The sequence below is a fragment of the Acidovorax sp. YS12 genome, assembly GCA_021496925.1.
Lineage (GTDB): Bacteria > Pseudomonadota > Gammaproteobacteria > Burkholderiales > Burkholderiaceae_C > Paenacidovorax.
In genome coordinates this window covers 3,459,922-3,472,038 of record CP053915.1, presented here as the reverse complement: position 1 = coordinate 3,472,038, position 12,117 = coordinate 3,459,922, and the positions used below count along the sequence as shown (strand labels likewise).

Sequence of the window (12,117 nt, the reverse complement as noted above, 5' to 3'; positions counted from 1 at the left end):
TCGTTTCGCGGGGCATTGCTGCCCGGGTGCCGATAGGGCTTAGACCAGTGCGGCCTTTTGCACCAAGCGGGTGGCTACCCAGTTCTTGGTCTTGGACAGCGGGCGGCTTTCCGTGATCTCGATCACGTCACCCGTGTGGTACTCGTTGTTTTCGTCGTGCGCGTGGTACTTGCTCGACTTGGCAACGATCTTGCCGTACAGCTCGTGCTTGACGCGGCGCTCGACGAGCACGGTCACGGTCTTGGCACGCTTGTCGCTGACCACCTTGCCAACCAAGGTGCGCTTGAGGGAGGGTTTGGCTTCCGTCATGTTCGCTCCTGGATTACTTGGCGGCTTGCTTTTCAGCAAGAATGGTCTTGGCACGGGCAATGTCACGGCGCGTGGCGCGCAGCGTGTTCGTGTTGCCCAGCTGTTGCGTGGCCTTCTGCATGCGCAGACCGAAATGGGCCTTTTGCAGGGCCTTCACTTCGGCTTCCAGCGCGGCCACGTCTTTTTGGCGGAGTTCAGCAGCTTTCGTCATGTCGATCTCCTTAAGCGCCAATTTGACGGGACACGAAGGTCGTGCGCAGCGGCAGCTTGGCAGCCGCCAGGCGGAACGCCTCGCGTGCCAGCTCTTCGGGCACACCCACGATCTCGTAGAGCATCTTGCCGGGCTGGATCTCAGCCACGTAGTACTCGGGGTTGCCCTTGCCGTTACCCATACGGACTTCGGCGGGCTTGGTCGAGATCGGCTTGTCGGGGAAGACACGGATCCAGATACGACCACCGCGCTTGACGTGGCGCGAAATGGCGCGGCGAGCCGCTTCGATCTGGCGGGCCGTCAGGCGGCCACGGTCCGTGGACTTCAGGCCAAAGTCGCCGAACGACACGGCATTGCCACGGGTGGCGATGCCGGTGTTGCGACCTTTTTGTTCCTTGCGGAACTTGCGGCGTGCGGGTTGCAGCATGTTTATTCTCCTTTACCGTCCGCTGCTGTAGCGGGCGCGTCATGGCGAACGCGCTTAACGGAATCTGCGCCAGCGCCGGCGGGCTTGTCGCTTCCGTCGGCAGGCGCGGCATTGGTGCCGGCAGGACGGCGGCCACCACGGCCAGCGCCATCACGGCGGCCATCGCCACGGCCATCACGGCGCGGACCGCGCGGACGACGCTCTTCTTCAGGGCGCGGCGTCTCTGCGGCGGGCAGGTCGTTGCGGCCCAGCGTGTCGCCCTTATAGACCCAGACCTTCACGCCGATCACACCGTAGGTGGTCTTGGCTTCGGAGGTGCCGTAGTCGATGTCGGCGCGCAGGGTGTGCAGCGGCACGCGGCCTTCGCGGTACCACTCGGTACGTGCGATTTCGATGCCGTTCAGGCGGCCCGACGACATGATCTTGATGCCCTGGGCACCCAGGCGCATGGCGTTCTGCATGGCGCGCTTCATGGCGCGGCGGAACATGATGCGCTTTTCGAGCTGCTGGGTGATGCTGTCGGCGATCAGCTTGGCATCGATTTCGGGCTTGCGCACTTCCTCGATGTTCACTGCGACCGGCACGCCCAGGCGGGTGGCGAGTTCCTTCTTCAGGTTCTCGATGTCCTCGCCCTTCTTGCCGATCACGACGCCCGGACGTGCCGAGTAGATCGTGATGCGGGCGTTCTTGGCGGGACGCTCGATCAGGATGCGCGACACGGCGGCGTTCTTCAGCTTGGCCTTCAGGAACTCGCGCACCTTGATGTCTTCGGCCAGCATGCCGGCGAAGTCACGGTTGCTCGCGTACCAGCGGCTGGCCCAGTTGCGGCTCACAGCAAGGCGGAAGCCGGTAGGATGGATTTTCTGTCCCATATTCTTCCCTATTGGCCTCAGTTACCCACGGTCACGTAGATGTGGCAGGTAGGCTTGCTGATGCGGTTGCCGCGGCCCTTGGCGCGCGCGGTGAAGCGCTTGAGCGTGGCACCTTGCTCGACGTAGATGGTCTTGACCTTCAGCTCGTCGATGTCGGCGCCGTCGTTGTGCTCGGCGTTGGCGATGGCGGACTCCAGCACCTTCTTGACGATGCCAGCAGCTTTTTTCTGCGTGAACGTCAGGATGTTCAGGGCTTGGTCCACTTTTTTGCCGCGGATCAGATCCGCGACCAGGCGACCCTTGTCAACCGACAAACGGACGCCACGCAGGACTGCACGTGTTTCAGACATGGTCATTCCTTACTTCTTGGCCTTCTTGTCGGCGGGGTGACCCTTGAAGGTGCGCGTCAGGGCGAATTCGCCCAGCTTGTGGCCCACCATCTGGTCGGTGACATAGACCGGCACGTGCTGCTTGCCGTTGTGCACGGCAATGGTCAGGCCGATGAAATCGGGCAGCACCATGGAGCGGCGCGACCAGGTCTTGACGGGCTTCTTGTCCTTGGTGGCGATGGCCTTCTCGACCTTGGCCAGCAAGTGATGGTCAACAAACGGACCCTTTTTGACGGAACGAGTCATTTGCTACCTCTTACTTCTTGCGACGCGACACGATCATGGTCTGCGTGCGCTTGTTGTTGCGGGTGCGGTAGCCCTTCGTCAGGTTGCCCCATGGGTCAACTGCGTGACGGCCTTCGCCAGTACGGCCCTCACCACCACCGTGCGGGTGGTCGATCGGGTTCATGGCCACACCACGCACCGTCGGGCGGATACCCATCCAGCGCTTCACACCGGCCTTGCCGAGCTGGCGCAGGCTGTGCTCTTCGTTGGCGACCTCGCCAATGGTGGCGCGGCACTCGATGTGGATCTTGCGCACTTCGCCGGAACGCATGCGCACCTGGGCGTAGATGCCTTCGCGGGCCAGCAGCGTCGCGGAGGTACCAGCCGAGCGGGCGATCTGGGCACCAGCACCGGGCTTGAGCTCGATGCAGTGGATGGTCGAGCCCACCGGGATGTTGCGGATCGGCAGCGTGTTGCCGACGCGGATCGGCGCCTCGGAGCCGCTCACGATGGTCGCACCCACTTCCAGGTTACGCGGAGCGATGATGTAGCGGCGCTCGCCGTCGGCATAGCACACCAGGGCGATGTGGGCCGTGCGGTTCGGGTCGTACTCGATGCGCTCCACCTTGGCGGTGATGGCGTCCTTGTTGCGACGGAAGTCCACCACGCGGTAGTGGTGCTTGTGGCCACCGCCCTTGTGGCGGGTGGTGATGTGACCGTTGTTGTTACGGCCAGCCTTCTGGAACTGGGGCTCCAGCAGACCGGCGAACGGTGCACCCTTGTGCAGGTGGTCACGCGAGACCTTCACCGCGCCGCGCTGGCCCGGGGAAGTCGGTTTGATCTTGATAACGGCCATGGTTTACGCAGCCTCCCCGGACAGGTTCAGCTCTTGACCTTCCTTGAGCGTCACATAGGCCTTGCGCACGTTGTCGCGGCGGCCAATGGTCTTGCCAAAGCGCTTGGTCTTGCCTTTGGTGTTCACCACAGAAACGCCCTTCACTTCCACCTTGAACAACAGTTCCACGGCGGCCTTGATTTCGGGCTTGGTTGCGTTCTGCAGCACCTTGAACGTCACGGCATTGGACTTCTCGGCAACCATGGTGGCCTTCTCGGACACGATGGGAGCGACCAACACCTGCATCAGACGGCCTTCGTCAAACTTGAGCGTGCTCATGCGAACATCTCCTTGAGTTTGTCGATAGCGCCCTTGGTGACGAGCACTTTCTTGAAATGCACCAGCGACACGGGATCTGCGTAACGCGGTTCAACGACGAACACGTTCTTCAGATTGCGCGAAGCGAGGTACAGGTTTTCATCGACCTCGTCGGCGATCACCATCACCGACTCCAGGTTCATGGCCTTGAACTTGTCGGCCAGCACCTTGGTCTTGGGGGTATCGACCTTGATGGAATCCACCACGGCCAGACGGCCTTCGCGGGCCAGCTGCGACAGGATGGACGCCATGCCGGCGCGGTACATCTTCTTGTTGATCTTCTGCGTGAAGTTTTCTTCAGGCAGGTTCGGGAAGATGCGACCGCCCCCACGCCACAGCGGCGAGGAGGTCATACCAGCACGCGCGTTGCCGGTGCCCTTCTGCTTGAAGGGCTTCTTGGTCGAGTGGCGCACCTGCTCGCGGTCCTTCTGGGCACGGGTGCCCTGGCGGCCGTTGGCGCGGTAGGCGACCACGATCTGGTGGATCAGGTCTTCGTTGTACTGGCGATCGAACACGGTCTCGGGCACGTCGATTTTCGACGCGGCCTGGCCTTGTTCATTCAGGAGTTCGAGCTGCATTAGTTCGCTCCTTTGGAAGCTTTGGCCTTGATGGCGGGACGCACCGTCACGAAGCCGCCCTTGGAGCCCGGAACAGCGCCCTTGATCAAGAGCAGTTGGCGTGCTTCGTCGATGCGAACCACGTCGAGGTTTTGCGTCGTGACGGTGACATCACCGAGGTGGCCCGTCATCTTCTTGCCAGGGAACACGCGGCCCGGATCCTGCGCCATACCGATGGAGCCAGGAACATTGTGCGAGCGGCTGTTACCGTGCGAGGCGCGCTGCGAACCGAAGTTGTGGCGCTTGATGGTGCCGGCGTAGCCCTTGCCGATCGAGGTGCCCTGCACATCGACCTTCTGGCCCACGGCGAACACATCGGCCACGGGCACGGCGGTACCGGCGGCGTACTTGCCGGCGATCTCGGGCGTCACACGGAATTCGCGGATGATTTCACCGGCTTCGACGCCCGCCTTGGCGAGGTGACCGGCTTCAGGCTTGGTCACGCGCGAAACGCGGCGCGAACCGAACGTGACCTGCAGGGACACGTAGCCATCGTTCTCTTGGGTTTTGACCTGGGTGACGCGGTTGTTCGACACATCCACCACCGTGACAGGCACTGCGTCCCCGTCATCGGTGAACAGACGCATCATGCCCACCTTGCGGCCCAGCAGCCCCATGGAGGTGCTCAGACTCATTGGTTTTCTCCAAAACTTCCACCGCCGCAACTTCAATTGGCTGCGCCGTTTGCACCTGCAAACCAAAAGGCCCGCGTGCGTGAAAGACGGTTGATAAAGCTTCGCCCACCCGCAAGGGGTGAGCGAAGCCGCAAAGTATAACGCGGACTGCTTTGGCAAGCAAGTCCGCGCCACACTGGGAAGCTACAGGCGGTTTACTGCAGCTTGATCTCGACGTCCACGCCAGCCGGCAGGTCGAGCTTCATCAGGGCGTCCACCGTCTTGTCGGTGGGGTCCACGATGTCCATCAGACGCTGGTGGGTGCGGATCTCGAACTGGTCGCGGCTCGACTTGTTGACGTGCGGCGAACGCAGGATGTCGAAACGCTTCATGCGCGTCGGCAGGGGCACGGGGCCCTTGACGATGGCGCCGGTACGCTTGGCGGTGTCAACGATCTCGGCAGCGGACTGGTCGATCAGCTTGTAATCGAACGCCTTCAGGCGGATGCGGATCTTTTGCTTGGACATTGGGTATTCCTTGTCTGCGAATGGTGAGGATTACTCAATGATCTTGGCCACGACGCCAGCGCCCACGGTGCGGCCGCCTTCACGGATGGCGAAGCGCAGGCCTTCTTCCATGGCGATGGGGTTGATCAGCTTCACGGTGATGGACACGTTGTCGCCGGGCATCACCATTTCCTTGTCGGCGGGCAGCTCAATGGAGCCGGTCACGTCGGTGGTACGGAAGTAGAACTGCGGACGGTAGTTGTTGAAGAACGGGGTGTGGCGGCCGCCTTCGTCCTTGCTCAGCACGTACACCTCGGCGGTGAAGTGCGTGTGCGGCTTGATGGAGCCGGGCTTGCACAGCACCTGGCCGCGCTCGACGTCTTCGCGCTTGGTGCCGCGCAGCAGCAGGCCGACGTTGTCACCGGCCTGGCCTTGGTCGAGCAGCTTGCGGAACATTTCCACGCCGGTGCAGGTGGTCTTTTGCGTGTCGCGGATACCGACGATTTCGATTTCTTCGCCGACCTTGATGATGCCGCGCTCGACGCGGCCGGTCACCACGGTGCCGCGGCCGGAGATGGAGAACACGTCTTCCACGGGCATCAGGAAGGCGCCGTCGATGGCGCGTTCGGGCGTGGGGATGTAGGTGTCCAGTGCTTCAGCCAGCTTGTCGATGGCTTGCTCACCCAGGGGGCCCTTGTCGCCTTCGAGGGCAAGCTTGGCGGAGCCGCGGATGATGGGGGTGTCGTCGCCGGGGAAGCTGTACTTGGACAGCAGCTCGCGCACTTCCATTTCGACGAGTTCCAGCAGTTCTTCGTCGTCCACCATGTCGCACTTGTTCAGGAACACGATGATGTAGGGCACGCCCACCTGGCGGGCCAGCAGGATGTGCTCGCGGGTCTGGGGCATCGGGCCGTCGGCGGCCGAGCACACCAGGATGGCGCCGTCCATCTGGGCAGCACCGGTGATCATGTTCTTGACGTAGTCGGCGTGGCCGGGGCAGTCCACGTGGGCGTAGTGGCGGTTGGCCGTTTCGTATTCGACGTGGGCGGTGTTGATGGTGATGCCGCGGGCCTTTTCTTCGGGGGCCGCATCGATTTCGTCGTACTTCTTGGCTTCGCCGCCGAACTTGGCGGACAGCACGGTGGCGATTGCCGCCGTCAGGGTGGTCTTGCCATGGTCCACGTGGCCGATCGTGCCTACGTTGACGTGCGGCTTGGTCCGCTCGAACTTACCTTTTGCCATTTTCAATCTCCAAAGAGCAATGCCCGTGTCGGGGTTTAACGTCTGCACCCGGTTGCTGGCTCGTCCCGCACGAGGCCACAGGACGGCACCGGATCGCAGATTGCAAAGAATTTGCTATTTATTCAATAGCTGCCAGCGCTTGACAGGCAAGGGCTGGCAGCCATTTTTATGCCAGTTACTTGGCGCGTGCGGCGATGATGGCCTCGGACACGTTGCGCGGCGCTTCCGCGTAGTGCTTGAATTCCATCGTGTAGGTCGCGCGGCCTTGCGTCATCGAGCGCAGCTGCGTGGCGTAGCCGAACATTTCCGACAGCGGCACTTCGGCCTTGATGGCCTTGCCGCCGCCGACCATGTCGTCCATGCCCTGCACCATGCCGCGGCGGCTGGAGAGGTCGCCCATCACGGTACCAGCGTAGTCTTCGGGCGTTTCCACTTCCACGGCCATCATGGGCTCCAGGATGACGGGGTTGGCCTTCTTGGCGGCTTCCTTGAAGCCGAAGATGGCGGCCATCTTGAACGCCTGCTCGGACGAGTCCACGTCGTGGTACGAACCGAAGGTCAGCGCGACCTTCACGTCCACCACGGGATAGCCGGCCAGCACGCCGCTGGTGAGCGCTTCGACCACGCCCTTTTCCACTGCGGGGATGTACTCGCGCGGCACCACGCCGCCCTTGATTTCATCGAGAAACTCGAAGCCCTTGCCCGGCTCGTTGGGCTCCAGGCGGAACACGACGTGACCGTACTGGCCCTTACCGCCGGACTGGCGCACGAACTTGCCATCCACGTCCTTGACGGTGTTGCGGATGGTTTCGCGGTAGGCCACCTGGGGCTTGCCGACGTTGGCTTCCACGCCGAACTCGCGCTTCATGCGGTCGACGATGATTTCCAGGTGCAGCTCGCCCATGCCGGCGATGATGGTCTGGCCCGATTCTTCGTCGGAACGCACCCGGAACGACGGATCTTCCGAAGCCAAGCGCGACAGGGCGATACCCATCTTTTCCTGGTCGGACTTCGACTTGGGCTCCACGGCCTGGGCGATCACGGGCTCGGGGAAGACCATGCGTTCCAGGATGACGGGGCTGTCCACGTCGCACAGGGTTTCACCCGTGGTCACGTCCTTCAGGCCCACGCAGGCGGCGATGTCGCCAGCGCGGATCTCATCGACCTCGATACGCTCGTTGGCCATCATCTGCACGATACGGCCGATGCGCTCCTTCTTGCCCTTGACCGAGTTGTAGACGGTGTCGCCTTTGGACAGCACGCCCGAGTACACGCGCACGAAGGTCAACTGGCCCACGAACGGGTCGGTCATCAGCTTGAACGCCAGGGCGGAGAACTTCTCGCCGTCGTCGGCCTTGCGGGCCAGCTTCTTCTCTTCGTCGTCCGGGTCGGTGCCTTCGACGTCAGGGATGTCCACGGGCGAGGGCAGGTAGTCGATCACGGCGTCGAGCATGCGCTGCACGCCCTTGTTCTTGAACGCGGTGCCGCACAGCATCGGCTGGATTTCCACCGCCAGCGTGCGCGCGCGCAGGCCGGCCTTGATGTCCTCTTCCGACAAGGTACCTTCTTCCAGGTACTTGTTCATCAGCTCTTCGCTGGCCTCGGCCGCGGCCTCAACCATGTTCTCGCGCCACTTCTCGGCGGTTTCCTTGACGTCGGCGGGAATGTCGGCGTACTCGAACTTCATGCCCTGGGAGGCTTCGTCCCAGAGGATGGCCTTCATCTTCAGCAGATCGACCACGCCCTTGAAGTTGTCCTCGGCACCGATCGGCACCACCACGGGCACGGGGTTGCCCTTCAGGCGCGTCTTGATCTGGTCCACGACCTTGAAGAAGTTGGCGCCGGTGCGGTCCATCTTGTTCACGAAGGCAAGACGCGGCACCTTGTACTTGTTGGCCTGGCGCCAGACGGTTTCCGACTGGGGCTGCACGCCGCCCACGGCGCAGTACACCATGCAGGCGCCGTCCAGCACGCGCATGGAACGCTCCACCTCGATGGTGAAGTCCACGTGGCCGGGGGTGTCGATGATGTTGAAGCGGTGCTCGGGGTAGGACATGTCCATGCCCTTCCAGAAGCAGGTCACGGCGGCGGACGTGATGGTGATGCCGCGCTCCTGCTCCTGCTCCATCCAGTCGGTGGTGGCAGCGCCGTCGTGCACCTCGCCCAGCTTGTGGGTCACGCCCGTGTAGAACAGGATACGTTCGGTGGTCGTGGTTTTGCCAGCGTCGATGTGGGCCGAGATACCGATGTTGCGGTAACGCTCGATGGGAGTTTTGCGTGCCATGGTGATGGTCTTTCGTTAACGGCAAGAGCCCGGTCGCCGGATGGTGACGAACGGGCTCCCAGCCTTCGAGGGGATTTGCGAGACTTAGAAGCGGAAGTGGCTGAAGGCCTTGTTGGCTTCGGCCATGCGGTGCACTTCGTCACGGCGCTTCATGGCACCGCCACGGCCTTCGGTGGCTTCCATCAGCTCGTTGGCCAGGCGCTGGGCCATGGACTTCTCGCCGCGCTTGCGGGCGGCTTCCTTGATCCAGCGCATCGACAGGGCCAGGCGGCGCACGGGGCGCACTTCCACGGGCACCTGGTAGTTGGCGCCACCCACGCGGCGGGACTTCACTTCCACCATGGGCTTGACGTTGTTGATGGCCGTGGTGAACACCTCCAGGGCGTTCTTCTCGGGCTGCTTCTTCTCGATCAGTTCCAGGGCGCCGTAGATGATGCGCTCTGCAACTGCTTTCTTGCCGCCTTCCATGATCACGTTCATGAATTTGGACAGCTCGACATTGCCGAACTTGGGATCCGGCAGGATTTCACGTTTGGGGACTTCGCGACGACGTGGCATTTTTCACCTCTATCTTGCTTCAGTTGGCACCGTTTCCGGCACCGCGAGAACCTATCCAAGGCTCCCACTTACTCGACCCGCGCAGAACACCTGCGTTTGGGGTCACTACGCTGCATCACCGCGCCACGCGGGAGACAGCACCGAAAATTCTCAGACCGGAAGGGCCAGGGCTTACTTGGCCTTGGGCTTCTTGGCGCCGTACTTGGAACGGGCCTGCTTACGGTCCTTGACGCCTTGCAGGTCAAGGGAGCCGCGCACGATGTGGTAACGCACACCAGGCAAGTCCTTCACACGGCCGCCGCGCACCAGCACGACGCTGTGCTCTTGCAGGTTGTGGCCTTCGCCGCCGATGTAGGAGATGACTTCGAAACCGTTGGTCAGGCGCACCTTGGCGACCTTACGCAGAGCGGAGTTCGGCTTCTTGGGCGTCGTGGTGTACACACGGGTGCACACGCCGCGGCGCTGGGGGCAGTTTTCCATCGCGGGGCTCTTCGACTTGATCGTCTCGACCTCGCGCCCATGACGGATGAGCTGGTTAATGGTTGGCATTGATTACGTCCCAAAACGTGAATGTGCTTCAATGAAGCGAAAACGTGAATCCCTTCGGAAATTCCGAAAAGCCCGCGATCCTAACAGTTCGGTGCCGGCAAGGCAAGCACGGCCCGCCCTGGCGCGCTCCCGTCACTTGATCCAGAGGCGGATGGCGTCCCACGCGCGGCCCAGCAGGCCGGCCTGCTCGACGCCTTCGAGCGCCACCAGCGGCACCTCGGCCACGCTTTGCTCGCCCAGCATCACCTTGAGCGTGCCCACCTGCTGGCCCTGGGCGATGGGCGCCAGCAGCGGCTCCTGGCGCACGACCTGGGTGCTGACCTTGCCCGCGCTCCCCGATGGCACGGTGACGACGATGGCGTCGGCCCGGCCGATCTTGAGCTGGCCTTGCTTGCCCTTCCAGATCTCGGGCGTGGCCACGGGCTGGCCGGCGTCGAACAGCTTGACGGCGTCGAACGCGGTGTAGCCCCAGTTCAGCAGCTTCTGGCTTTCATTGGCGCGCGCGTTCTCGCTCGCCGTGCCCAGCACGATGGACAGCAGGCGGCGCTGGCCCAGCTGCGGGAATTCGCGCTTGGACGTGGCCACCAGGCAGTAGCCCGCCGCCGCCGTGTGGCCGGTCTTGAGGCCATCCACCGTCGGATCACGGAACAGCAACGCGTTGCGGTTGTTGCCGTTGGACTTGGGCGTGCCCGGGTAGGCGTAGTGCTTGGTGGCGTAGTAGTGCATGTACTCGGGGAAGTCCTGCATCAGCCGCCGCGCCAGGGTCGCCAGGTCCTTGGCCGTGGTGGTATGGCCGGGCTCGGTCAGGCCCTCGGGGTTCTTGTAGCTCGTGCCCGTCATGCCCAGCGCCTTGGCCTGCTCGTTCATCAGGCGCACGAAGTTCTCCACCGAGCCGCCCACGCCCTCGGCCAGCGCCACCGTGGCGTCGTTGCCGGACTGCACGATCATGCCCTTGAGCAGGTCGTCGACCGGGATCTGCATCTTCGGGTCGATGAACATGCGCGAGCCCGGCATCTTCCAGGCGCGCTCGCTCACCGGGAGCTTCTGCTCCAGCGTGATCTTCTTGGCGCGCAGCGCGTCGAATACCAGGTAGCCGGTCATGAGCTTGGTGAGCGATGCCTGCTCCACCGGCGCGTCGATGTCCTTGGCGGCCAGCACCTGGCCAGCGGTCACGTCCACCAGGAGGTAGTTGCGCGCGGCCACCTCGGGCGGCTGGGGGGGGGCCACCTGGGCCAGCAGGACGGTGGGCAGCGCGGCGGCCGCGAGGGCCAGGGCGCGCAGTGCAGGAAGGGTTCGGGTCATGGAATGCACCAGCAAAAGAATGGGGATGAAACAGGGCCCCGGGCCATGGCGGCAGCCGCCGCGCCCCGGGCCGGCGAAGACAGGAAAAAGGTTCCGAAGGGGCCGCCGCTCTCAGGACGGCGATTGCAGGTGGCGCGCCACCAGGTTTCTGAGCAGCGGCAATTGTCCGTGGAAGAAATGTCCGCCGCCCGGCACAACGGTAACGGGCAGTATCTGCGGCCGCGCCCAGTCCATCACCGCGGCCAGCGGCACGGTGTCGTCGTGCTCGCCATGCACCACCAGGGTGCGGCCGTGCGCCTCGGCGGGCACGGGGGCCACCGTGAAGCGGCTCGCCGCCGTGCCGACGAGCACCACGTGGCCGATGTCGCGCTGCCCCCAGAGCGCCGCCAGCGCGTGGCTGGTGACGAACGCGCCGAAGGAGAAGCCCGCCAGGGCCAGCGGCCCCTCGGGCGCCACCTGCGCGATCACGGAGAGCAGGTCCTCGCACTCGCCCAGGCCTTCGTCGTGCACGCCGGCCGAGCCGCCAACGCCCCGGAAATTGAAGCGCACGGCCTCGTAGCCGCTGGCCACGCAGGCGCGCGCCAGGGTCTGTACCACCTTGTTGTCCATGCTGCCGCCGAACAGCGGGTGCGGGTGGGCGATGATGGCCACGCCGCGCGGCGCCACGCCCGCAGCGGCACCGTCGCGCGCGGCCTCGATGGCGCCAGCGGCGCCCGCCAGGCTCAGGCGTTCAGTCTGCGCATTCACGTTTGCTATCCAATCAATAGCTGCTAGCGCTTGTCTGGTAAGCGCCAGAGGC

The 12,117-nt window shown here is 63.6% G+C and carries 17 protein-coding genes; all 17 read right to left on the bottom strand.

Annotated elements, in window-relative coordinates; translation table 11 throughout:
* Positions 1 to 39: 39 nt before the first annotated feature.
* The gene (rpsQ, locus tag YS110_15640; protein UJB66086.1) at positions 40 to 309 is read right to left on the bottom strand and encodes a 30S ribosomal protein S17; all 270 of its coding nucleotides are present in this window, start codon (positions 307 to 309) and stop codon (positions 40 to 42) included.
* 13 nt (positions 310 to 322) lie between these two features.
* Positions 323 to 520, bottom strand: a complete 198-nt coding sequence (gene rpmC / locus YS110_15635) for a 50S ribosomal protein L29 (protein UJB66085.1) — start codon at positions 518 to 520, stop codon at positions 323 to 325.
* Between the two features lie 10 nt (positions 521 to 530).
* Positions 531 to 947: a 50S ribosomal protein L16 gene (rplP, locus tag YS110_15630; GenBank protein ID UJB66084.1), complete on the bottom strand. Its 417-nt coding sequence runs from the start codon at positions 945 to 947 to the stop codon at positions 531 to 533.
* 2 nt (positions 948 to 949) lie between these two features.
* The gene (gene rpsC / locus YS110_15625) at positions 950 to 1,819 is read right to left on the bottom strand and encodes a 30S ribosomal protein S3 (protein UJB66083.1); all 870 of its coding nucleotides are present in this window, start codon (positions 1,817 to 1,819) and stop codon (positions 950 to 952) included.
* 17 nt (positions 1,820 to 1,836) lie between these two features.
* Complete coding sequence (gene rplV, locus YS110_15620) at positions 1,837 to 2,169, bottom strand: 50S ribosomal protein L22 (protein ID UJB66082.1); 333 nt, start codon at positions 2,167 to 2,169, stop codon at positions 1,837 to 1,839.
* 9 nt (positions 2,170 to 2,178) lie between these two features.
* Positions 2,179 to 2,454, bottom strand: coding sequence for a 30S ribosomal protein S19 (rpsS, locus tag YS110_15615; GenBank protein ID UJB66081.1), 276 nt, complete (start codon positions 2,452 to 2,454; stop codon positions 2,179 to 2,181).
* Between the two features lie 10 nt (positions 2,455 to 2,464).
* Positions 2,465 to 3,289: a 50S ribosomal protein L2 gene (rplB, locus tag YS110_15610; protein ID UJB66080.1), complete on the bottom strand. Its 825-nt coding sequence runs from the start codon at positions 3,287 to 3,289 to the stop codon at positions 2,465 to 2,467.
* Positions 3,290 to 3,292: 3 nt separating this feature from the next.
* Positions 3,293 to 3,607, bottom strand: coding sequence for a 50S ribosomal protein L23 (gene rplW, locus YS110_15605; protein ID UJB66079.1), 315 nt, complete (start codon positions 3,605 to 3,607; stop codon positions 3,293 to 3,295).
* Positions 3,604 to 4,224 (bottom strand): 50S ribosomal protein L4, encoded by a 621-nt coding sequence (rplD, locus tag YS110_15600; GenBank protein ID UJB66078.1) that lies wholly within the window; start codon positions 4,222 to 4,224, stop codon positions 3,604 to 3,606. The genes rplW and rplD overlap by 4 nt, the downstream gene beginning before the upstream one ends.
* Positions 4,224 to 4,898, bottom strand: a complete 675-nt coding sequence (gene rplC / locus YS110_15595; protein ID UJB66077.1) for a 50S ribosomal protein L3 — start codon at positions 4,896 to 4,898, stop codon at positions 4,224 to 4,226. Before rplC ends, rplD begins: the two co-directional genes overlap by 1 nt.
* Positions 4,899 to 5,092: 194 nt before the next feature.
* Entirely contained in the window at positions 5,093 to 5,404 is a 312-nt protein-coding gene (gene rpsJ / locus YS110_15590) for a 30S ribosomal protein S10 (GenBank protein UJB66076.1), read from the bottom strand.
* 30 nt (positions 5,405 to 5,434) lie between these two features.
* On the bottom strand, positions 5,435 to 6,625 hold the full coding sequence (gene tuf / locus YS110_15585; GenBank protein ID UJB66075.1) for an elongation factor Tu: 1,191 nt from the start codon (positions 6,623 to 6,625) through the stop codon (positions 5,435 to 5,437).
* Positions 6,626 to 6,800: 175 nt separating this feature from the next.
* Positions 6,801 to 8,909 carry an elongation factor G gene (gene fusA / locus YS110_15580; GenBank protein ID UJB66074.1) on the bottom strand — a complete coding sequence of 703 codons (2,109 nt, stop codon included), beginning with the start codon at positions 8,907 to 8,909 and terminating at the stop codon, positions 6,801 to 6,803.
* 84 nt (positions 8,910 to 8,993) lie between these two features.
* The gene (gene rpsG / locus YS110_15575; protein ID UJB66073.1) at positions 8,994 to 9,467 is read right to left on the bottom strand and encodes a 30S ribosomal protein S7; all 474 of its coding nucleotides are present in this window, start codon (positions 9,465 to 9,467) and stop codon (positions 8,994 to 8,996) included.
* A 171-nt stretch (positions 9,468 to 9,638) separates the two neighbouring features.
* Positions 9,639 to 10,016: a 30S ribosomal protein S12 gene (gene rpsL / locus YS110_15570; GenBank protein UJB66072.1), complete on the bottom strand. Its 378-nt coding sequence runs from the start codon at positions 10,014 to 10,016 to the stop codon at positions 9,639 to 9,641.
* Between the two features lie 132 nt (positions 10,017 to 10,148).
* Complete coding sequence (locus tag YS110_15565; protein ID UJB66071.1) at positions 10,149 to 11,318, bottom strand: D-alanyl-D-alanine carboxypeptidase; 1,170 nt, start codon at positions 11,316 to 11,318, stop codon at positions 10,149 to 10,151.
* A gap of 111 nt (positions 11,319 to 11,429) precedes the next feature.
* Positions 11,430 to 12,065, bottom strand: a complete 636-nt coding sequence (locus YS110_15560; protein UJB66070.1) for an alpha/beta hydrolase — start codon at positions 12,063 to 12,065, stop codon at positions 11,430 to 11,432.
* Positions 12,066 to 12,117: the final 52 nt, after the last annotated feature.